Raw genomic sequence first — 22987 nt, forward strand, 5'->3', positions numbered from 1 at the left:
AGAGAGTATATAAACACAAAAAAGACTTAACATTAGTAATGTTAAGTCTTTTTTATATTCAATAGCAAATTTTAAATTTTAAAATCGCCATTCGTTTTATGTTCGCTGTTTTCATAACGTTCGATACATTTATTTAAAATATCGTAAGCTTCTTTTGCGTCTCCCCAACCACCAACATCTACTTTCTTCTTTTCTAAGTCCTTATACACTTGAAAAAAGTGTGTAATTTCTTTTATTCTATGCGGATTTAAATCTTCTAGGTCATTACAACTATTCCAAATAGGATCTGTAACTGGTACACAAATTATTTTCTCGTCTGGTCCCTTTTCATCTGCCATGTGGAAAACACCAATTGGCTTTACTTCCATAACACAATTTGGAAATGTAGGCTCAGTTCCCATTACTAAAACATCTAATGGATCACCATCTAATGCTAAAGTTTCTGGAATAAAACCGTAATCTCCAGGATACATCATAGATGAAAACAACATACGATCGAAACGAATTTTATTCAACTCGAAATCGTATTCATATTTATTTCTACTTCCTTTTGGTATTTCTATTAAAACGTCGAACGTTAATTTTCCTGCTGGACTCATACTCTATTTTTTTATTTCCTAATTTTTAAAACTCTGTAAAACGAATATTTTTCATATTAAAAAATTATCCGTTTTTCGGGATGCAAAAGTACAAGATTATTTAGCTTTCTACAAGTAAAATGCAGCTAGATAACAATTTAGTAATACTAAATATTGCAGAGAACAAAATTGTTTTAATTAAACTTTATATTTAACTGGTAAGTGCACAATTTTTTTTGTTTCGTAGAAATCTTCAGAATAGAAATCTGAAATATTGTAAATCTTAGCAGTTTTATAATCTTGGAGTTCTTCAGATAAATCACCTCCTTTAAGATATAATATTCCATTTTTAAGATCGTTGCGTTGATGCTTAGAAACTTTTCCTTTAATCCAATGCACAAAAGTTGGCATTGCTGCTACTGCTCTACTTATTATAAAATCGTAACTATCTTTAATTTCTTCAACTCTAGAATGTGTTGTTTTTACGTTATCAAGACCTAAACCTTCAACGACTTCATTAACGACTTTTAATTTTTTTGCAATACTATCTACTAAATGGAAATTACATTCTGGATATAATATAGCTAATGGAATTCCTGGAAAACCTCCTCCTGTACCAACGTCCATAATTTTTGTATCTACTTTAAAATCTATAACCTTAGCAATAGCAAGAGAATGCAATACATGGCGCAAATACAACTCGTCTATATCCTTTCTAGATACTACGTTTATTTTTAAGTTCCAATCTTGATACAAAGCTTCAAGCTTTGTGAATTTATCAATCTGATCTTCAGTAAGGTTAGGGAAATACTTAAGAAGTAGCTGCATAGTTTTTAAATTTTCAACAAAAGTAGATAAATTATTGTGCACTTTTATGAAAAATTTATTAAGATACACGTCATTATTATTTATCTTTGTTATCATATTTAACACTTGGAATTATACAGTTTTAAATAGAAAAAAAAATAACAACATGGCAAAACAAACAATAACTTTTTCAAGAACAGACTCTGCAAAGTTTTTCAAGACACTAAATAAACGTGTTAACAATTACTTTAAAGAAAATAAAATAAAAAAAACAGGCAACTGGAAATTATATATTAAAGCTCTAGTAATGTTTACATTATTACTTGGTCCTTTAGCACTTATATTAACAGTCGATTTACCTGCTTGGCTACAAATTATATCTATGATGATTATAGGTGTTGGAATGGCTGGAGTAGGAATGAATGTAATGCACGATGCAAATCATGGCTCTTTTTCTAGTAAAAAATGGGTAAATAGATTAATGGGAAGCAGCATACATATTTTAGCTGGTAACGATTACAACTGGAAGGTACAACATAATGTTTTACACCATACTTACACCAACATTCAAGGTCATGATGAAGACATTGATGCTGGAAGAATTATTCGTTTTTCGAAACATTCTAAATGGTTAAAAATCCATCAATATCAAAAATATTATGCCTTTTTATTATATGGTTTATTAACTGTAAATTGGGCTATTACTACCGATTTTAAACAAACTTATATTTACTTAAAAAGAAAATTATCTTATGGTGAATTCCCTAAACCTGCTACACAATGGACCAAATTAATTATTGGTAAGATATTATACTACTCTATTTGGGTGGTTTTACCTTTATCTATGGGCTACGCTTGGTGGCAAGTTTTAATAGGGTTTTTAATCATGCATTATACTGCTGGAATCATCTTAAGTGTTGTTTTTCAATTAGCACATGTAATGCCTAATACAGATATGCCTATTCCTGATGAAGCTGGAAACATGAAAAATACTTGGGCAATCCATCAATTATTTACTACGTCTAATTTTTCGCCTAAAAATTGGTTAGTAGAATTTTACACAGGTGGCTTAAATAGACAAGTAGAACACCACTTATTTGCACATATTAGCCATGTTCATTACAAAAATATAGCAAAAATTGTTAAAGATACTGCTCATGAGTTTAGCTTACCATATAACGAATACAATACTATGTGGAAAGCTATAGGAGAACACTACCAACAGCTAAAAGTATTAGGTATGAAACCTAATATGGCTTAACAACAATTTTGCATTTCAAAATAATATTTCATAAATGAATCAACTTTCAGATAGAATAACAAATATGTCTACGTCTGCTACTTTAGCGATGGCAGCAAAAGCAAGAGAACTTAGAGCCGAAGGCAAAGATATTATAGGATTAAGTTTGGGAGAACCAGACTTTAACACTCCCGATTTTATTAAAAATGCAGCTATTGAAGCTATTAATCAAAACTACAATGGTTATTCTCCAGTAGATGGCTATGTAGATTTAAAAGAAGCTGTAATTACAAAGTTTAAACGCGACAACAACTTAACGTATACATTACCGCAAGTAGTAGTTTCCACAGGAGCAAAACAATCTTTATACAACGTTGCGCAAGTAATGTTAAACAAAGGAGACGAGGTAATATTACCTTGTCCTTATTGGGTAAGTTACAGTGATATTGTTAAAGTTGCAGAAGGAGTTCCTGTAGAAGTAAAAACATCTATCGATACAGATTTTAAAATGACTGCTTCACAATTGGAAGCAGCCATTACACCAAAAACAAAAATGCTATGGTTTAGTTCTCCTTGTAACCCAAGTGGTTCTTTATATAGTAAAAAAGAACTAGAAGCTTTAGCTTCAGTTTTAGTAAAACATCCTAATATTTATGTAGTTTCAGACGAAATTTACGAACACATAAATTACACAGGAAAACCACACGCAAGTATGGCAGGAGTAGATGGTATGTTTAACAATACCATTACCGTAAACGGTGTGTCTAAAGCTTTCGCTATGACTGGTTGGAGAGTTGGATTTATTGGTGCTCCAGATTGGATTGCTCGTGCTTGTAACAAAATGCAAGGACAAGTAACTAGCGGAACAAACTGTATAGCACAACGCGCTGTTATAACCGCTTTAAACGCAGACCCAAGTGTTGTCAATTATATGATTGACGAGTTTAAAGTGCGTCGTGATATGGTTTTAGGCCTGCTTGATGGTATTGAAGGTTTTAAAACAAATACTCCAGAAGGTGCTTTTTATGTATTTCCAGATGTTTCTTTTTTCTTCGGAAAAACGTTACGTGGAAAAACAATAAACAATGCTACAGATTTCTCTCTATATTTACTAGAAGAAGCTCTTGTTGCTACCGTAACTGGTGATGCTTTTGGAAATCCAGATTGTATTAGAATTAGTTATGCTGCTTCACAAGATCAAATTAAAGAAGCTGTAAAAAGAATTAAAGCAGCTTTAGTTTAAAGCCACATTATTTATAAAATACTAAAGCCTCTGAAATTATTCAGAGGCTTTTTTTTATAACATAACATATACAAAAACGCTAATTAGTAATACAGTAAATACTCCTATTAAAACTAACCGTTTTTGTTTTCTTAGTTTATTTTCATGTGCGAATTTTACCTGAATGCGTTTTAATTTTTCAGGTGTAGATTTTGGTAAATTATATTCTATTTTTTCTTTACTAGTATGTACAAAGCTAAATCGGCTCCCTTTACGTTTACCTACTAATTTTCTATTAGCATTTAAAGATTGATTTGCTGCTGCCATAGATCCTCCTCCTCCCATAAGTTCTAAGTATTATTCCGAAAATTTCGGCATTAAACAATAAGTTAAATGAATAGATATATTAATGAAGAACTTGCAAATTCTAAATACCTATTAGCTTTAGCAGAAATAAAACACATCTACTAAAAGGAAAGCTGCTTTAACTATAAGTAACACTTTCTATAAAAAAGTTACAGTTTTGAATAAAAATATTAAATACTTACTTGAAAAAAAAGAGGCTTATATAAAAGCAATAATAGTTGCGATAAAGAAAATCAAGACTTTTAAACTAGTTCCTACAGAACAACACGTTTGAAATTGATTACTCTTTACACGTTGCTTTATACTATAAATAGAAGACGATTTAAAATTTTTAAAATTAGCTTTTACAATATTTTTATAATCTGAATTTAACAACCCTAAATAGGTGTTAATTTTTGACGTTTGAACATTTGAGTTTGAAACTAAATTTGAAGTAATTGTGATTGATTCCATAATGATTGATGTATTGTGGTTATATAATTACGACGAAGCACAATCAAAAATGTTACAGACAATCACTTAATTATCAATACAAAACAACTAAAAAAAGAGACGCAGTTACCTATTCCTCCAGAAAAATGGTGTCAACAATATCAACACAGTAAACAGCTCTAATCTACCAATAAGCATTAAAAAAGAAGACCACCATTTACCAACAGCAGGTAAAGCATCATAGTTATTAACAGGACCAAAATCGCCCAATGCAGGGCCAACATTACCTAGACTTGAAGCTGCTAGCCCAATAGAAGATTCAAAATCTATTTCCATCATAGAGAAACCTAATGTTCCGGCAATAAAAGCCAAAAGATACAATATAAAAAATCCAAGAATATTAAATACAATATCTCCAGAAACCGATCTTTTATTATAGCGCACAGGTAATATAGCGTTAGGATGCAAAGCACGTTTAAACTCATAAAAACCATTTTTAATGGTAATTAAATGTCGTACAACTTTTATTCCACCTGATGTACTTCCGGCTGAGCCACCAAGAAACATCATTCCGAAGAAAAATATCGTTAAAAAAGGTGTCCAAAGTGTATAATCCGCAGAAATAAAACCTGTGGTTGTAATTATTGTTAATACTTGGAATAAACTATGTCGAAAAGCACTCTCTGCAGCTCCCCAAACCTGTGGGTGTTCTATTGTAGAAATACTCATATCTGCATTAAAATAAATAATAACAGCTGCTACAAGAGTGAAAATAGCGATAAACTTAAAATAGAGTTTAAACTCTTCGTCTTTATAAACTTTAGATATCTTTCCTTTAAAAGCAAAGTAACTTAATACAAAGTTTGTACCTGCCAAAAACATAAATACAATAATTATGTATTGTATTAAAGGTTTATCATTCCAATAAGCAACACTTGCATTTTTTGTAGAAAATCCACCTGTAGACAATGTAGTCATCGAGTGGTTTATGGCATCAAAAAAAGACATTCCAGCTACTTTAAGCAGTATTGTTTCGGCAGCAGTATACCCAAAGTATATTAACCATAAACGCTTAGCAGTATCTGTAATTCTTGGATGTAATTTATCTGCACTTGGTCCAGGCGCTTCAGCTGCAAAAAGCTGCATACCACCAATTCCTAATAGTGGCAAAATAGCTACTGCAAGAACAATAATACCCATTCCTCCAATCCAATGCGTTAAACTTCTCCAAAACAATATACCTTCAGGCACAACTTCAATATCATTTAAAATAGTAGCTCCTGTGGTTGTATAGCCAGACATTGTTTCGAAAAAGGCATCTGTAAAATTTGGTATAGCTTCTGTAAAAACATAAGGTAACGCTCCTGACAAAGTCATTACTATCCATCCGAAAGCCACAACAATATAACCTTCTCGTTTGTTCAATACTTTTTTATGGTTCCTGGTATAAAACATAACCGAAACACCAATTCCAACAGTAATTATTCCAGACAAAAACAGCTTTAAAGTAACGCCATCATTATAGATTAAACTTACCAAAGTCGACAAAAGCATGAAACCTCCATTAAAAAGGAACAGCAATCCGAAGAAATGAAAAATAATTTTATAGTTAAGCTTTATCCTTTTGTACATAATAAATTATAAAAATAATTTCTCCACTTCTTTTATAGACTTCGGCAAACAACAAACTACTATATAATCGCCTTCTTCAACAATAAAATCTCCTAAAGCAATTAAACCTTTACCATCTCTAATAACACCTCCAATAATAGCAGAACGTGGAAATGAAATAGATTTAATTTGTTGATTACATATTTTAGAATCGCTCTTAACTCTAAACTCTAACAACTCTGCATTCATGTTGTTAAGCTTAGTCATAGCTACAACCTCACCCTTACGTATGTATCTAAATATATTGTTTGCAGCAAGTAGTTTTTTATTTACTAAAGTATCGATACCTATAGACTGAGATAACTCAAAATAATCCATGTTCTCTACTAAAGCAATTGTCTTTTTTACGCCTTTAGATTTAGCAACGAGACAAGACATAATATTAGTTTCAGAATTACCAGTAACCGAAATAAAAGCATCCATATCGCTTATGTTTTCTTCCTCTAACAATTCAACATTTCTTCCATCTCCATTAATAACTAATATTTTTTCTAATTCATCTGCAAGATCAAAAGCAACATCTCTATTACTTTCTATTAACTTAATATTAAAATGCTTTGAGCTTAAATCTCGAGCTGTTTTATAACCAATTTTACTACCTCCAAGAATCATAACATCCTTAATAGTTGTATTGGCTTTACCTGTCATTTTACATAATTCATCTCCTCCTCCTGCACAAGTAATAAACACAACTGTATCACCTACTTGAAATTGAGTATCTCCTCTTGGAATAGTAGTGTATTGAGTTCCAAAACGCTGAATTGCAATAGGCACAAAGTGAATTTCTGGAAAATATTGAGCTGCTTCTTTTACAGATTTTCCGACAAAAGAGGCTGTTTTAGATAAGTTTAAACTTACCATTGTTAGTGCTCCACCTTCAAACTCGTAACTTTCATTAAAAGCAGACTGATTTAACAGTAACTGAATTTCCGACGCAGCAAGTGCCTCGGGAGAAATAAGTTCGTCGATACCTAAACGCGTAAAACCAACTTCCTCTTTATGTGTAATAAATTCGGTATTAGAGATACGTGCAATAGTACGCTTAGAACCCAATTGCTTGGCTAAAACACAAACCGTAATGTTTGTAGTCTCAGATGCAGTAACTGCAATAACAAGGTCACTACCTTCTACTCTTGCCTCTTTTAATATGGCAATAGAAGTAGCATCTCCTTTTAAAACTTTTATATCTAAATGATTGTCTGCATACGAGAGACTCGCTCTATCAGTATCTATTAACGTAATTTCCTGAGATTCGTAGGACAATAATTTTGCTAAATGAAATCCTACTTCACCAGCTCCAGCAATAATTATTTTCATTCTTTATTTTATATGAAAGGAATAGCAAAGGTAATTAATTAATTGTTTTCATGTTTCTTAAAGCATATACAATGTATTATCTTTGAAAAAAAATTATTTTGAAAAAAGTAAATCCCTATAAAGACAGTAGTCTTGGTAAAAAAGAGCAGGTTACAAAAATGTTCGATACCATTTCTGGAGAGTACGATGGTTTAAATCGTGTAATCTCTTTTGGAATAGATATTAAATGGAGAAAAAAAGTAGTTGAAATAGTGAAAGCTACCAAACCAGAAAGTGTTTTAGATATTGCTACTGGAACTGGAGATTTAGCTATTAACCTTGCCGAAACTAGTGCCACAAAAATTATTGGTTTAGATATTAGTAGTGGTATGCTTGAAGTTGGAAAAACTAAAATAACGGCTAAAAATCTTGACAATAAAATTAAAATGATTATTGGAGACAGTGAAAATATGCCTTTTGAAGATAATGCGTTCGATGCTATTACTGTTGCCTTTGGTGTTCGTAATTTTGAAACACTAGAAAAAGGATTAAAAGATATTTTACGTGTTTTAAAACCAGGCGGTACTTTTGTTATTCTTGAAACCTCTGTTCCAACAAAGTTTCCTTTTAAACAAGGTTATATGTTTCATTCTAAAATTATATTACCAACTGTTGGACGTTTGTTTTCTAAAGACAAAACTGCTTATAAATATTTAAGTGAAAGTGCCTCTATTTTTCCTTATGGTGAAGCACTAAACAATATTTTACGTAATATTGGGTTTATAAATGTGAAAGATTTACCACAAACTTTTGGAGTGGCCACAATTTATACAGCATCAAAACAGTAACATGAGGAAACTAATTGCCCTATTTATATGTATTACAACAAGTACTGTGTGCTCAGCACAGCTATTTACTAGAGAAAAAGTACAGAATAACCAAAACATGGATAAGCAATCCTTAAGTTGGGGATATTACTTTGGTACAAATAATTTAGATTACAAAATAGATTATAACGACAACAAAGGTGATATAGAAACAGTAAAATCCTTTGGTTTTAATGTTGGTTTGGTTGGAGATATTCGTGTAAACGATAATATTAATTTTAGACTTGAACCAGGTTTAATTATTTCTGCACGAACATTAAATTATCCTGAAAACTTTTTTGAAGGTATTCCTGCAGATGATTTAAATAAATCAGATTTTCTACGTGAAGTAAAGTCTACTTACATCTATATCCCTTTATTAATGAGGCTTTCTACAGACCGTATTAATAATTTTAAACCATTTATTACTTTAGGTATTGCGACGTCTTTAAATTTATCGAGTAACGAACAAAACCCTGAAGATAATAGTGGTGGCGAATTTAGAACCACAAAAAGCACACAGTTTTATGATATTGGTTTTGGTATCGATTTTTATTTAGAATGGTTTAAATTCACACCATCTATTCGTGGTATTTTTGCTTTAAACGATGAGCTGGTAAAAGATGTTGATCCTAACAGTCCTTGGACAGGAAATATTAATTCTATGAAAACGCGTGGGATTTTTATTAATTTCACTTTTAGGTAGATTTTAGTAATCTATATTCAGTGTATAACTCAAGAGATTGCCACATCGTTCCTGCATCACTTTTCGCAATGACGCTTCGAGTAAACCAACTTTAAGTGCTTTTTAAATTAATTCCTTCTAAACTCACTTAACAAAATAGCAGTAGCTGTCGCTACATTTAAACTTTCAGTGGCTTGTAAATCGCCAAAACGCGGAATAGCAATTCGGCTTGTTACTTGTTTTTCTATAGCTTCAGAAATTCCATTCGCTTCATTTCCTAAAACTATAATACCTGCTTTTGGCAATTCACTTTTATAAACATTTTTACCATCCATAAAAGCACCAAATATTGGCATTTCAGCTTCAGCTAAAAAAGTATTTAAATCTAAATAACTAATATTTACTCTAGTAATAGATCCCATTGTGGCTTGCACAACTTTTGGGTTATAACAATCTACCGTTTCTTTACTACATACCAACTCTTTAATACCAAACCAATCGCATAATCTAATAATAGTACCCAAATTTCCAGGATCACGAATGCTATCTAAAGCCACTATTAAACCTTGATATTCACTATTTTTTTGTACTGGTATTTTAAAAACAGCCAACGCTTTATTTGGTGTCGTTAGAAAACTAATTTTCTTTAATTCAGTTTCTGTAATTAATGTTTCATTTTCGGTATGACTTTTGAAAGACTCTGTCGTAAATAAAAGATGTAACCCTAAAGAAGAATCTAAAAGTTCGTTAATTACTTTTATACCTTCAGCAACAAAAAAACCGTCAGCAATTCTGTATTTTTTTTGTTTGAGACGCGTTATTAATTTTATTTGGCTTTTTGATAGCATTTAAAAAATGTATTTTTGAATCTTAAGTGATTCAAATTAAAAGTTTAGAGTCGAAACAAATCCTTTTAAAGACCGTTTAGTTGAAAATACAAGATTCAAAAATACTACTTATTATTTTAATTTTTGGTTTTCTAACCGCTTGTAACTCTGTTAGACGTATACCTGAAAACGCACATTTATTAACTAAAACTGCAATTAAGGTAAACGATAAAAATGAAGAAAGCGAAGCTATAACTAACCTTATATACCAGAAACCAAACAACAGTATTCCTTATACAAATATTAAAACAAGGCTTTATATTCATAATTTGGCACGACCAAATTTAGATTCTATTTTAAAAGCTAGAATTGCAAACAATCCAAAACGTACTGCGAGACAAATTAAATTTTTCTCTAAAAAACAGTTCGACCAGCGCATACAAAACAAGCTCAATTTTAATAATTGGCTTAAAAAAACAGGTGAAGCTCCTGTAGTTGTTAACGATACGCTTTCTGAAAAATCTATAAAAAGACTAGAAAATTATTATTATAATAATGGTTGGTTTGAAGTTAAAGCAGATTTTGAAACGACTAGAAACGACAACCAAAGAGCAGCTGTTACTTATAAAATATCCACTGGCAAACCTTATATAGTAGATTCTTTATCTACAAATATTATAACTCCAGTTATAGACTCGTTATACCAAAGTACATTAAGTAAATCTCTAATAAAACCTAATACTCAATATCGTACTAATGATTTTATAGAAGAGCGAGATCGCATAACAGAAACACTGAGAAATTCTGGAGTTTATCATTTTTCTCAAGACAATGTTTTGTTTAAAATGGATAGTATAGGTAAAACGAAAAAGGTAAATATAGAATTATACATAAGTGAGAAACCAATTAGACAGGAAGACACAACATTGTACGAGCCTTTTAAAATATATAAGGTAAAAGATGTAAATATCTATACTGATAATTCTTTCGAAAATAAAGACAAAATTTTCACAGATTCAACAATTCATAATGGTTTTAATATTTATAGCAAAGAAAAGCTACGCTACAGCCCTAAAATGTTAACCAATGCCATTTTTATTAAGCCAAAAACTCTTTTTCGAGATAAAAACAAACCATTAACATCAAGAAGAATTAGTAACCTAAAAACTTTTAAATATCCAAAAATAGATTATATAGTAAACGACGCAGACACCACATTAACTGCTAATGTATATTTAACACCATTAAAGAAATTTGGTTTAGATTTTAGAGCCGAAGCATCCCAAAGCAACATACAAACTATTGGCTTTTCTTTAAACCCAAGTGTTTTAATGCGTAATGTTTTTAAAGGAGCCGAAACGTTAGAGCTTTCTGGAATTGCCTCTATTGGCGCTTCTAAAGATGGATCTAATGAACGCGATCAGTTTTTCGATATTAATGAGATTGGTGCCAATTTAAGATTAACTATTCCGCGATTATTTTCCCCTATCAATACAACAAAAATAATCCCAAGTTCTATGTTTCCCGAAACACGAATTAGTTTAGCGACCACAAGCCAAACTAATGTTGGTTTAGATAAGCAAACAGCTACAGGAACATTTAACTACAGATGGTTTCCCAACAATAAAGTAACTAACAAACTAGATTTGTTTAATATTCAGTTTGTAAAAAACTTAAATGTTGACAATTATTTTAATGTTTACGAAAGCGCTTTTAACACCTTAAATGATATAGCAATAAATTCTGGTTTTATAAATACTGATGAGCGTTTAGGACTTCCAGAACAAGCCAGCCAATTTATAGCAAATGTAATTGCTGGAACTAATGATGTTAGTTCAGACGACTTTCAAACTGTAAATTCTATAAAAGAAAGGAAAGAAAGACTAACCGAAGACAACCTTATACTCGCAACAAATTTTAGTTTTACTAAAGACAGTCGCGATAATTTATTCGACAACGATTTCTCTATTTTCAGGTTAAAATTAGAACTTGCAGGAAATGTTTTTTCAGCGACTTCAAATATTTTAGGTCTTCAAAAAAACAACAATGATAAATACGAGTTGTTTAACGTTGCATTTTCACAATACGTAAAAACAGAACTAGACTATGTTAAGTATTGGGATTTTGGTAATAAAAATGTGATCGCAATGCGCGCCTTTTTTGGAATTGCAATTCCTTATGGAAACTCTACAAATATTCCATTTTCTAAAAGTTTCTTTAGTGGTGGAGCAAACGACAATCGTGCTTGGTCTGCTTATAATTTAGGCCCTGGAAGTACACAATCTGTAAACGAGTTTAACGAAGCAAACATGAAAATTGCTTTAAGTGCCGAAAATCGTTTTAATCTTTTTGGAGCTTTAAATGGCGCATTTTTTATAGACGCTGGAAACATTTGGAATGTACTTGACGATGTTGAAGACGATGCTGCAACTTTTAATTCGCTTTCTTCTATTAAAGATATTGCCATTGGTTCTGGATTTGGATTTAGATACGATTTTAATTTCTTCATCTTAAGAGGAGATATTGGCTTTAAAACTTACGATCCTTCTTATGGAGATAATAACCGTTGGTTTAACGATTATAATTTCGCAAATGCAGCCTACAACATAGGTATTAACTATCCTTTTTAGACTTTAATTTCTTGAGTTATACTACATCGTTTTCGCTATTTTATTGATGATTTTAATAAAAAATATTCAAATTTTGTTTACTTTTGATGTTCAATTTTCAACTAAAACATTAGATAAATGTCACATAACATAAAACCAGGAGTAGCTACAGGGAAAGAAGTACAAGCGATTTTTAAATTAGCAAAAGAAAAAGGCTTTGCTTTACCAGCAGTTAATGTTGTTGGCTCAAACACAATTAATGGTGTTTTAGAAACTGCAGCAGCTTTAAATGCTCCAGTAATTATTCAGTTTTCAAATGGAGGAGGCGTTTTTAATGCAGGAAAAGGTTTAAGTAACGAGAACCAAAAAGCAGCAATTGCAGGTTCTATTGCTGGAGCAAAACATGTACATTTAATGGCAGAAGCTTATGGAGTTCCTGTAATTTTACATACAGATCATGCAGCAAAAAAACTATTACCTTGGATTGACGGTTTGTTAGACGCAAGTGAAAAACATTTTGCTGAAACTGGTAAGTCTCTTTATAGTTCTCACATGATTGATTTAAGTGAAGAGCCACTTGAAGAAAACATAGAAATCTGTAAAACATACCTTGAGCGCATGAGCAAAATGGGAATGACTTTAGAAATTGAACTTGGAATCACTGGTGGTGAAGAAGATGGTGTAGACAATAGTGATGTAGACGAGTCTAAGCTATACACGCAACCAGAAGAAGTAGCTTATGCATACGAAGAGTTAAGCAAAGTAAGCGATCAATTTACAATTGCAGCAGCTTTTGGAAACGTTCATGGTGTTTATAAGCCCGGAAACGTAAAATTAACACCAAAAATTTTAAAGAACTCTCAAGAATATATTTCTAAAAAATATGGTGTTGAGCACAATCATATCGATTTTGTTTTTCATGGTGGATCTGGTTCTACAGAAGCAGAAATTCAAGAAGCAATTGGATATGGTGTTATTAAAATGAATATTGATACAGACATGCAATATGCATTTATGACTGGTGTTCGCGATTATATGGGAGAAAAATCTGAATATCTTAAATCTCAAATTGGCTCACCAGATGGTCCAGAATCTCCAAACAAAAAACATTACGATCCAAGAAAATGGTTAAGAGCAGGAGAAATTACATTTGTAGAGCGTCTTAAAAAAGCTTTCGAAGACTTAAACAATGTGAATACATTGTAATTAATAAAAATATTATTTTAAATCCCATTTTAACGCTGTTAGATTGGGATTTTTCATTTAAAAAGCAAAGTACTACGATATAGCGATACCAAATGTTGAGTTGTATCAATAAAAATAGTAATTTTGTCATCTTGTGTTATCACAAAACCCGAAAACTAACTAATAGCAACTATTCTAGTTTATTCTAGAATTACAAACTAAAAAAAAGTAAATCAATATGGCTTGGTTTAAAAGAAAAGATAAAGGAATACAAACTTCTACTGAAGACAAAAAAGACATACCAAAAGGATTATGGTATAAGTCTCCTACTGGAAAAGTTGTAGATTCTGAAGAATTAGCAAAAAATTTCTACGTAAGTCCAGAAGATGGCTACCACGTAAGAATTGGAAGCAAAGAGTACTTCGAAATATTATTTGACGACAACAAATTTAAAGAGTTAGACAAAGATTTGTCTTCTAAAGACCCTTTAAAATTTGTGGACACCAAAAAATATCCAGACCGTTTAAAAGCGGCTCAAGAAAAAACTAAACTAACAGATGCGGTACGATGTGCTGTTGGCAAATCTAAAGGTAAAGACTTAGTTATTGCAGCTATGGATTTTGCGTTTATTGGTGGCTCTATGGGCTCTGTTGTAGGAGAAAAAATTGCTCGTGCTGCAGATTACGCTTTAAAAAACAAATTACCTTTCATGATTATTTCAAAATCTGGAGGCGCAAGAATGATGGAAGCAGCTTTGTCTTTAATGCAATTAGCAAAAACATCTGTTAAATTAGCACAACTTGCAGATGCTGGTTTACCATACATTTCGCTTTCTACAGACCCAACTACCGGAGGAACTACAGCTTCTTTTGCAATGTTAGGAGATATAAATATTGCAGAACCTGGTGCATTAATTGGATTTGCAGGACCTAGAATTGTTAGAGATACTACAGGAAAAGAATTACCAGAAGGATTCCAAACATCTGAATTTTTATTAGAACATGGCTTCCTAGATTTTATTACACTTCGTAAAGACTTAAAAAATAGAGTTAATTTATATATCGATTTAATAACGAATCAGCCTTTAAGAGCTTAGAATTTATTAAAAAAGTACAAACCTCACAAGCTTAAAAAAATTTGTGAGGTTTTTTTATGCCTCTTTTAAATAAACATTAAAAGAAGTGCCTTGATTAAGCACACTTTTAACTGTTACTTTTCCACCTAAAGATTCTATTTGATTTTTGGTAATAAACAAACCTAGACCCTTAGAATCAATATGGTTATGGAATGTTTCATATAAAGAAAACAATCTATCTTCATATAATTCTAGATCTATACCTAAGCCACTATCTGTAATAGTTAATAATACAAACTCGTTTTTAACTTTTTCACTTAGAGTTATTTTGTACTGTCTTTCATCAGATTTATACTTTCTACAATTTGTTAGAAAATTAAGCAGGATACCAATAACTAAAAGAGATTCATCGACTTTATTTTCTATAATGTTAAAAGTAGTATTTAGCTAAAACACTAACATTGTGTAGTGCACTTTTTACAAAACTATTAAGATTAATAGCTTTTAACTTAGACTTATCATACCAAGTCTCATTAGATATTTCTTTTAAATGGTTAACGGTTTTTTCTAAGTTATCCAATGCCTCTTAAAGCATTGGAACATTTTCATAAGACTTAAAATTAACAATATCTTCTTCTACAAAAGTTAACAACGTTTTTAAATCACCTGAATGGGTTCTTAAGTTATGCGTAACAATATTAGAGAAGTTAACTCATTTTTTCTTTTATTATTTCTACAAGTACTTTTTGAGCTTCAATTGCATTAATTCTATCCGTAATATCTTGTAACTGGGAAATAAAATATTTAGGATTATTAAATTCATATAAATCAAGAGCTAAATCTTCTTTAATTATAATTTCTTGAAAGGTCATTTCCAATAATTCAGCCTCATTGCATCCTAGCATATCACATATACTTTTGCTTACCAATATCCATTTACCATCCAATCCTACAATAGCAATTCCATGATAACTATGCTTTAGGCATATTGAATAAAAGATTTGAATCTATAATATATCCCTCATTTAATAAAAAATCGTTTTATACTCTTCTAAAGAGTATGAAATAACTCCTACTTATTTTAAATAACATAAATATTTTTTTAAATGTTATTCACTTAAATACAACTTAAAATAATTATTATTTATTATATTTGCGGCTCGAAAGACAAGCTTTCGTTTACATAACAATCATTTACAATAATATTAGAATGTATTTAACAAAAGAAGAAAAAGAGAAACTCTTTAAGAAACACGGTAAAGACGCAAAAGACACTGGTTCTGCAGAAGGACAGATTGCAATATTTACACAAAGAATTGAGCACTTAACACAACACTTAAAAAGTAATCGTAAAGATTATAATACAGAGCGTTCGTTAGTAATGTTAGTAGGAAAAAGAAGAAGCTTACTAGATTACTTAACTAAGAAAGATGTCTTAAGATATCGTGCTATAGTAAAAGAATTAGGATTAAGAAAATAATCTCAATATATAGACCACGCCTAACAGCGTGGTTTTTTAGTATCTAACAACTCGATTTGGAAGAGTATAAACACCAAAATTGAAGAAGCTAATTATAGTTTTTCATTGGACACTACTACTACACAACACAACTACCAATGTTTAACCAAAATTCCGATTGAGAAACTAATCATCGGTATTAGAATTAAAACTTATTTATGATTCCAAAAGTTTTTAAAGAGGTCATTGACCTAGGTGATGGAAGAGAAATTACCATCGAAACCGGAAAATTAGCAAAACAGGCACACGGTTCTGTTGTTGTTACATCGGGAAAATGTATGATGTTATGTACAGTTGTTTCCAATTACGAACAAAAAGATCTTGGTTTTTTACCATTAACGGTAGATTACAGAGAGAAATTTGCAGCTGCAGGTCGTTATCCTGGTGGTTTCTTCAAAAGAGAAGCAAGACCAAGTGATGGAGAAGTGTTAACAATGCGATTAGTGGATAGAGTTTTACGTCCATTATTTCCAAAAGATTACACAGCAGAAACGCAAGTAATGATACAGTTAATGTCTCATGACGAAAACGTTATGCCAGATGCAATGGCTGGATTAGCAGCATCAGCAGCTATTCAATTATCAGATTTTCCTTTTGAATGTGCTATCTCTGAAGCAAGAGTTGGACGTATAAATGGAGAATTTATTATCAACCCAACTAGAGCTCAATTAGCAGAGTCTGACATCGATATGATGATTGGAGCAAGTGCTGATTCTGTAATGATGGTTGAAGGTGAAATGGATGAAATTTCTGAAGACGAAATGGCAGATGCTATTAAGTTTGCACACGAAGCTATTAAAGTACAATGTGCTGCCCAGTTAAGATTAGCTGAAGCATTTGGAAAGAAACCAGTTCGTGAATACGAAGGAGAAAGAGAAGAAGCAGATTTAGCTAAGAAAATTCATGACATGGCTTATGATAAAGTTTATGCTATAGCAAAAGCTGGATCTTCTAAACATGAAAGAACTGCTGCATTTAAAGAAATAAAAGAAGATATTAAAGCGTCTTTTTCTGAAGAAGAAACAGCAGATTATGGCGGATTAATTTCTGATTATTACCGTAAAGCTGAAAAAGCTGCCATTAGAGATTTAACCTTAGATGAAGGTTTACGTTTAGATGGTAGAAAGACAGATGAAATTAGACCAATCTGGTGTGAGGTAGATTACTTACCATCAACACATGGTTCTTCAATATTTACTCGTGGAGAAACTCAAGCATTAGCAACAGTTACTTTAGGAACATCTAGAGATGCAAACAAAATAGATATGCCATCTTACGAAGGTGAGGAGAATTTCTATTTACATTATAACTTCCCTCCTTTTTGTACAGGTGAAGCTAGACCAATTCGTGGAACGTCTCGTAGAGAAGTTGGACATGGTAATTTAGCACAACGTGGTTTAAAAGGAATGATTCCTGAAGATTGCCCTTACACAGTACGTGTTGTATCTGAAGTTTTAGAATCTAACGGTTCTTCTTCTATGGCAACAGTTTGTGCTGGAACAATGGCATTAATGGATGCTGGTGTACAAATGATAAGACCAGTTTCTGGTATTGCAATGGGATTAATTTCTGATGCAGAATCTGGAAAGTACGCTGTATTATCTGATATTTTAGGTGATGAAGATCACTTAGGAGATATGGATTTTAAAGTAACAGGTACTTCAGAAGGTATTACTGCTTGCCAAATGGATATTAAAGTAAAAGGATTAAGCTACGAGATTTTAGTGAATGCACTAAAACAAGCTAGAGATGGTCGTTTACATATCTTAGGTAAATTAACAGATACTATTGATACTCCTAACGCAGAAGTTAAGGAACACGCTCCTACAATGGTTACACGTAGAGTACCAAACGAATTTATTGGTGCTTTAATTGGACCTGGAGGAAAAGTAATCCAAGAGATGCAAAAAGAGACTGAGACAACTATCGTTATTAACGAAGATCCAGTAACTGAAGAAGGTATTGTAGAGATATTAGGTGTTGGTAGCGCAGGTATTGATGCTGTTATGGCAAAAATAGATGCTATCTTATTTAAGCCGAAAGTAGGTGAAACATACGAAGTCAAAGTTATAAAAATGTTAGATTTTGGTGCTGTTGTTGAATATATGGATGCTCCAGGAAACGAAGTGTTATTACACGTAAGTGAATTAGCATGGGAACGTACAGAAAGTGTAACAGACGTTGTTAATATGGGTGACGTTTTCAATGTGAAGTATTTTGGACTTGACCCAAGAACTCGTAAAGAAAAAGTATCTCGTAAAGCATTGTTAGAAAAGCCTGAAGGTTATGTAGCAAGACCACCAAGAGATGACAATCGTTCTGGTGGACGTGATAACAGAGGTAGAGACAACCGTCGTGATGACAGAAAACCTAGAGCTCCAAGAAAAGAAGATTAATTCTTTTTAGCTTATATATTTGAAAGCCCATCAAAATTTGATGGGCTTTTTTGTATTAAATAATCTACCTGATTTATTCTAAAATTAAATTAATTCTCTGGTAATTGCTCTGAAAGAGAAAACAAATTACTGTTTGATGTATTATCAGGATGTGATAATATAATATCCTTTATTGTATTAGAATCATTTACAGAACCTTGATAACGAACTGTTCTATCTAAATTAACATCGGCATTATCGTAAATATTAAACGAAAATAAACTACAGAGATTTGGCATATACCTTCTATAAATAGTACTTTAAAACAGATTCATTTATACTACCAAGCAGGACAGATTTCTACTGTAACAGCTTTACTGCTTTGCGACTTATTAAAAAAACTAATTAAAGCCATTGCTGTTAAACTATGAAATACGAATTTAGAGTTTAAACTCTATTACAACGAACTACACTTAATGAATAATAATGTATTGGTAAACACGCCAAATGCGCAAATGCTAATGCACCTTTTACATTACTCTCTTGTTATAAGACTAGCGATAAACATACTTGTAATGAAGCAGAAACTTTTTTAAACAAACAGCTACAGAATTCTAAGCTATTAAATACTGTTGGCGAAAAAGAACGCAATACTTTTTTTAATAAAATCTATGCTAAAATTAATGCATTACATAATTTAATTGAAGCCACTCAAGTTTTAGATTTTGAGTAAGCCATATGAGTAAGCGCGTTAAGGATGGGAATGGCATCCTTTTTTTATTTTTCTTAAAAAAAGATATAATGTACAGCCTGACGTTTTTAAGCTTTTTTGGCTTAAAAAGGGAACGCCAAAAAAAAATAATTAAAGTTTTTTGTAACAAAATGTATCTTTTGTGCGTATAACTATTGATAGCAATTTATTCACTCCTATTTACTAGGAATTAATTTCAACTTACATACATGAGACAACTTAAAATTACCAAGCAGGTAACCAACCGTGAGACCGCATCATTAGACAAATACTTACAAGAAATTGGAAAAGTTGACTTAATTACCGCAGACGAAGAAGTAGAATTAGCACAACGTATTAAGGCTGGCGACCAGTTAGCTCTTGAGAAATTGACGAAAGCTAATTTACGTTTCGTAGTATCGGTAGCTAAGCAATACCAAAACCAAGGTTTAACGTTACCAGATTTAATTAACGAAGGTAATTTAGGTTTAATTAAAGCTGCACAACGTTTTGATGAAACGCGTGGTTTTAAATTTATCTCTTATGCTGTATGGTGGATTAGACAATCTATTTTACAAGCGTTAGCAGAGCAGTCTCGTATTGTACGTTTACCGTTAAACAAGATTGGTTCTATTAATAAAATAAACAAAACTTTTGCCTTTTTAGAGCAAGCACACGAGAGACCTCCAAGTGCTGAAGAAATTGCAAAAGAGTTAGATATGACTATTAACGACGTTAAGGAATCTATGAAGAATTCTGGGCGTCACGTAAGTATGGATGCTCCTTTAGTTGAAGGTGAGGATTCTAACTTATACGATGTATTAAATTCTGGCGAGTCGCCAAATCCTGATCGTAACTTATTACATGAGTCTTTACGTACTGAGATTGAACGTGCTCTTGAAACTTTAACGCCTCGTGAAGCAGATGTTATTAGATTGTACTTTGGTTTAGGAAACCAACACCCAATGACTCTTGAAGAAATTGGCGAAACTTTTGACTTAACACGTGAACGTGTAAGACAAATTAAAGAAAAAGCTATTAGAAGATTAAAACATACATCTAGAAGTAAAATATTAAAAACTTACTTAGGATAAATTTTAAATTCCTAAACAATAACTAAATCTCAAAAAGTAATTTTTGGGATTTAGTTATTGAACCCAAAATTTTGGAAGGAATTTTACAGTAACAAACAGTTATTCATAACTGTTCGTTTTTTGATTGATGAAAGAAACCACGGCTGATTACCGTGGTTTCACTTTTTATAAACTTACCTAATACAACAAATCAATAAACTTAGCAAAAATGGTCTTTTAACCGTTAATACCTGCTCTTTATCGATTAAACATAGTATAAAGGGTGTAGATAGTCCGCTTTAAGTGAATTTTATCAAATTTGGTAATACCCAAATCCTACTATTTTATGTTAAAATCTATTTGCTATAGAAGCACCTTAAACAAGGAGCTTTCTATTCTTGAAACAGAATCCCTGTTTGATAATTGTAAAAAAAACAACGACTCCCTTAATATAAAAGGCCTATTGTTTAAGTCTAATACTAATTATTTTCAAATAATTGAAGGAGATGAGCAATGTATTGACTCTTTATTTTCTAAATTAAAAGGAGATAAAAGACATAAGGATATTAAAGAGTTAGTAAACCAGAGAATAGGTGATTTTACATTTAATAATTTTACAACGGGCTATTCTCATGTAGAAGATTTAGATACCATATTTGGGCTTCAAGAATACCACAACTACATGGAATCTGAAGATTTACCTGAAAAAAAATATTTTATGGAGATAATATCAAATCTATTTAGTGTTGAGCTATAAAAGTATTAGTTTTGTTTAACACAACTAAAATTTTACATAATGGCTAATAAACTAATTGCTCCTTCAATGCTTGCTGCCGATTTTGGCAACTTACAACGTGATACAGAAATGGTTAACAATAGTGATGCCGATTGGTTTCATATTGACGTAATGGATGGACACTTTGTTCCAAACATTTCTTACGGAATGCCAATTATTGCTGCTATTAAAAAACACGCTACAAAACCTTTAGACGTGCATTTAATGATAGAAAAGCCTGAACGTTATATTGAGGAATTTGCAAAGGTTGGCGCAGATATTATTACTGTACACCATGAATCTACAGTACATTTACATAGAACATTAAGACAAATTAAAGATGCTGGCTGTAAAGCTGGTATTGTTTTAAATTTAACAACTCCTGTTTCTGTTTTAGAAGATATTCTACCAGAATGCTATATGGTTTTATTAATGTCTATTAACCCTGGTTTTGGTGGTCAGAAATTTGAAGATATTACGTATCAACGTGTAAAGAAATTACGCAAAATGATAACTGAACAAGGTTTAGACACTAAAATTGAAATTGATGGTGGTGTAACAGATAAAAACATAGAAAAACTAGTAGAGGCAGGTGCTGATGTTTTTGTAGCTGGAAGTCATGTTTTTAAAAGTAGTGATCAAGCAGCTACTATTAAGAATTTAAAAACTTTAGCAAATAGTTAATAGCCTGCAAAATTGAAATTGAGCATTTGCTTTACTTTCTCGTATATTTTTGGAAAATGAGATTGAAACTCTACGGGAGTTTCTATAAAATTCTCGACTAAAACAGAGATAAACTCAAAATGATTTTCGAAAGCGTAATCCCTAAAATACCCAGAGGAAATAAGCCTTTGTTTTAATGCCAGATTTGCGTCTAAATACGTAGTAAGCTCTTGAAATGAATCTAAAAATATAGCTGCACTTGTACTATATTTTCTGGATTTTAAAAATGTAACATGTATGGCATGAATACACTCATGGACTCCCAAATTTAAGTTGTCGTTTTCTATAGTGTATCCTTCTTCAAAATCTTCCCAAGAGAAAATTAACGCATTATAAGCCATATTAAATTCGCCTTTATGCATTTGCTTGTTAACTGTAGAATAATAAGCGTTAGGGTATATAATTATTTTATCAAGGACATCTATCTTGTAATTTCTAAAACCAAAAGTTAATTTTGTAGCAGTAGCTGCAATCTTAACTTTCATAACATTATTTACATCTATTTCTTTACCAACAAACTCCCAGTTTTTAATAAAGTATTGAATACGATGATCGAAATTCTTTTTTTCTACAAGATCTAGTTTATTGTAAAAAGAAAATTCTTGTTTAAGTATTAATTTATAAGGTTTAGAAAGCTTATTTCTTTTAAAATAAAAATGAGTAAAAAACTGTTTCTTTTTAAAATACTCAACAAAGGCCATTTCAAAGAAAAGAAACAAGCCACGAAGAATGGTAAAAAGTACAAGTAAAGCCGTTATTACACTTAAAGTTATAATAACTATTTTAAATATTAATAGCTCTTCCTTTTCTTGAAATAGAAAAGCAATTTTTATTAAAATATTGTTCATTTATGTTTTTTATAACCTATAAAAATTTAGAAAGTAAAATGTAATATTTAATGTAGATTATCTTAATAGTGAAATTAATTAGCGT

The 22987-nt window shown here is 31.4% G+C and carries 23 protein-coding genes; 12 read left to right on the forward strand and 11 right to left on the reverse strand.

All coding sequences use genetic code 11. The features are described 5' to 3' along the window. Positions 1–71 precede the first annotated feature (71 nt). Positions 72–599: an inorganic diphosphatase gene (locus CW733_RS09725; RefSeq protein ID WP_100997000.1), complete on the reverse strand. Its 528-nt coding sequence runs from the start codon at positions 597–599 to the stop codon at positions 72–74. A 177-nt stretch (positions 600–776) separates the two neighbouring features. Next, positions 777–1406 carry a 16S rRNA (guanine(527)-N(7))-methyltransferase RsmG gene (rsmG, locus tag CW733_RS09730; RefSeq protein ID WP_100998762.1) on the reverse strand — a complete coding sequence of 210 codons (630 nt, stop codon included), beginning with the start codon at positions 1404–1406 and terminating at the stop codon, positions 777–779. A 145-nt stretch (positions 1407–1551) separates the two neighbouring features. Between rsmG and CW733_RS09735 the strand changes: the two genes are divergently transcribed. Continuing rightward, positions 1552–2646 (forward strand): acyl-CoA desaturase, encoded by a 1095-nt coding sequence (locus CW733_RS09735; protein ID WP_100998764.1) that lies wholly within the window; start codon positions 1552–1554, stop codon positions 2644–2646. Positions 2647–2680: 34 nt separating this feature from the next. Next, on the forward strand, positions 2681–3868 hold the full coding sequence (locus CW733_RS09740) for a pyridoxal phosphate-dependent aminotransferase (RefSeq protein ID WP_100997001.1): 1188 nt from the start codon (positions 2681–2683) through the stop codon (positions 3866–3868). A 54-nt stretch (positions 3869–3922) separates the two neighbouring features. Here CW733_RS09740 and CW733_RS09745 read toward each other — a convergent pair whose 3' ends face one another. The 4 genes from CW733_RS09745 to trkA form a co-directional block, all read right to left on the reverse strand. Then, complete coding sequence (locus tag CW733_RS09745; protein ID WP_100997002.1) at positions 3923–4192, reverse strand: hypothetical protein; 270 nt, start codon at positions 4190–4192, stop codon at positions 3923–3925. Between the two features lie 219 nt (positions 4193–4411). Then, on the reverse strand, positions 4412–4666 hold the full coding sequence (locus tag CW733_RS09750; RefSeq protein WP_100997003.1) for a hypothetical protein: 255 nt from the start codon (positions 4664–4666) through the stop codon (positions 4412–4414). A gap of 105 nt (positions 4667–4771) precedes the next feature. Beyond that, complete coding sequence (locus CW733_RS09755) at positions 4772–6277, reverse strand: TrkH family potassium uptake protein (RefSeq protein WP_100997004.1); 1506 nt, start codon at positions 6275–6277, stop codon at positions 4772–4774. A 6-nt stretch (positions 6278–6283) separates the two neighbouring features. Continuing rightward, positions 6284–7633, reverse strand: a complete 1350-nt coding sequence (gene trkA / locus CW733_RS09760) for a Trk system potassium transporter TrkA (protein WP_100997005.1) — start codon at positions 7631–7633, stop codon at positions 6284–6286. A gap of 98 nt (positions 7634–7731) precedes the next feature. On the opposite strand from trkA, the gene ubiE reads away from it, so the two are divergent. Together ubiE and CW733_RS09770 are read left to right on the forward strand one after the other, a co-directional pair. Next, a complete protein-coding gene (gene ubiE / locus CW733_RS09765) occupies positions 7732–8460 on the forward strand; it encodes a bifunctional demethylmenaquinone methyltransferase/2-methoxy-6-polyprenyl-1,4-benzoquinol methylase UbiE (protein ID WP_100997006.1) in 729 nt (242 codons plus the stop codon). 1 nt (position 8461) lies between these two features. Then, positions 8462–9184, forward strand: a complete 723-nt coding sequence (locus tag CW733_RS09770; protein WP_100997007.1) for a porin family protein — start codon at positions 8462–8464, stop codon at positions 9182–9184. A gap of 107 nt (positions 9185–9291) precedes the next feature. Here the strand turns inward: CW733_RS09770 and CW733_RS09775 are convergent, their stop codons facing one another. After that, the gene (locus CW733_RS09775; protein ID WP_100997008.1) at positions 9292–10011 is read right to left on the reverse strand and encodes an RNA methyltransferase; all 720 of its coding nucleotides are present in this window, start codon (positions 10009–10011) and stop codon (positions 9292–9294) included. A gap of 80 nt (positions 10012–10091) precedes the next feature. On the opposite strand from CW733_RS09775, the gene CW733_RS09780 reads away from it, so the two are divergent. From CW733_RS09780 to accD, 3 genes are all read left to right on the forward strand, one after another. Beyond that, a complete protein-coding gene (locus tag CW733_RS09780) occupies positions 10092–12620 on the forward strand; it encodes a POTRA domain-containing protein (protein WP_100997009.1) in 2529 nt (842 codons plus the stop codon). A gap of 117 nt (positions 12621–12737) precedes the next feature. Further along, entirely contained in the window at positions 12738–13805 is a 1068-nt protein-coding gene (gene fbaA, locus CW733_RS09785; protein ID WP_100997010.1) for a class II fructose-bisphosphate aldolase, read from the forward strand. 217 nt (positions 13806–14022) lie between these two features. Beyond that, positions 14023–14880 carry an acetyl-CoA carboxylase, carboxyltransferase subunit beta gene (accD, locus tag CW733_RS09790; RefSeq protein ID WP_100997011.1) on the forward strand — a complete coding sequence of 286 codons (858 nt, stop codon included), beginning with the start codon at positions 14023–14025 and terminating at the stop codon, positions 14878–14880. Positions 14881–14934: 54 nt separating this feature from the next. Here accD and CW733_RS16780 read toward each other — a convergent pair whose 3' ends face one another. Both CW733_RS16780 and CW733_RS09800 read right to left on the reverse strand, forming a co-directional pair. Further along, entirely contained in the window at positions 14935–15288 is a 354-nt protein-coding gene (locus tag CW733_RS16780; protein WP_100997012.1) for an ATP-binding protein, read from the reverse strand. Between the two features lie 278 nt (positions 15289–15566). Next, positions 15567–15806: a hypothetical protein gene (locus CW733_RS09800; RefSeq protein ID WP_232730346.1), complete on the reverse strand. Its 240-nt coding sequence runs from the start codon at positions 15804–15806 to the stop codon at positions 15567–15569. 263 nt (positions 15807–16069) lie between these two features. Here CW733_RS09800 and rpsO point away from each other — a divergent pair, with 263 nt between their 5' ends. Together rpsO and CW733_RS09810 are read left to right on the forward strand one after the other, a co-directional pair. Then, complete coding sequence (gene rpsO, locus CW733_RS09805) at positions 16070–16339, forward strand: 30S ribosomal protein S15 (RefSeq protein ID WP_100997014.1); 270 nt, start codon at positions 16070–16072, stop codon at positions 16337–16339. A 197-nt stretch (positions 16340–16536) separates the two neighbouring features. After that, complete coding sequence (locus CW733_RS09810; protein ID WP_100997015.1) at positions 16537–18774, forward strand: polyribonucleotide nucleotidyltransferase; 2238 nt, start codon at positions 16537–16539, stop codon at positions 18772–18774. Positions 18775–18863: 89 nt separating this feature from the next. Here the strand turns inward: CW733_RS09810 and CW733_RS09815 are convergent, their stop codons facing one another. Then, positions 18864–19052 (reverse strand): hypothetical protein, encoded by a 189-nt coding sequence (locus tag CW733_RS09815; protein ID WP_100997016.1) that lies wholly within the window; start codon positions 19050–19052, stop codon positions 18864–18866. Between the two features lie 661 nt (positions 19053–19713). Between CW733_RS09815 and CW733_RS09820 the strand changes: the two genes are divergently transcribed. The 3 genes from CW733_RS09820 to rpe all read left to right on the forward strand — a co-directional run bounded on the left by CW733_RS09820 (position 19714) and on the right by rpe (position 22015). Beyond that, positions 19714–20577, forward strand: coding sequence for an RNA polymerase sigma factor RpoD/SigA (locus CW733_RS09820; protein WP_034062287.1), 864 nt, complete (start codon positions 19714–19716; stop codon positions 20575–20577). Between the two features lie 325 nt (positions 20578–20902). Beyond that, positions 20903–21313, forward strand: coding sequence for a BLUF domain-containing protein (locus tag CW733_RS09825; protein WP_100997017.1), 411 nt, complete (start codon positions 20903–20905; stop codon positions 21311–21313). Between the two features lie 39 nt (positions 21314–21352). Then, complete coding sequence (gene rpe / locus CW733_RS09830; protein ID WP_100997018.1) at positions 21353–22015, forward strand: ribulose-phosphate 3-epimerase; 663 nt, start codon at positions 21353–21355, stop codon at positions 22013–22015. On the opposite strand, the gene CW733_RS09835 is transcribed toward rpe, so the two are convergent. After that, positions 22012–22902, reverse strand: a complete 891-nt coding sequence (locus CW733_RS09835; RefSeq protein WP_100997019.1) for a zinc-dependent peptidase — start codon at positions 22900–22902, stop codon at positions 22012–22014. The genes rpe and CW733_RS09835 overlap by 4 nt on opposite strands. Positions 22903–22987 lie beyond the last annotated feature (85 nt).

The sequence above is a fragment of the Lacinutrix sp. Bg11-31 genome, from assembly GCF_002831665.1.
In the GTDB taxonomy this organism is placed as follows: Bacteria; Bacteroidota; Bacteroidia; order Flavobacteriales; family Flavobacteriaceae; genus Lacinutrix.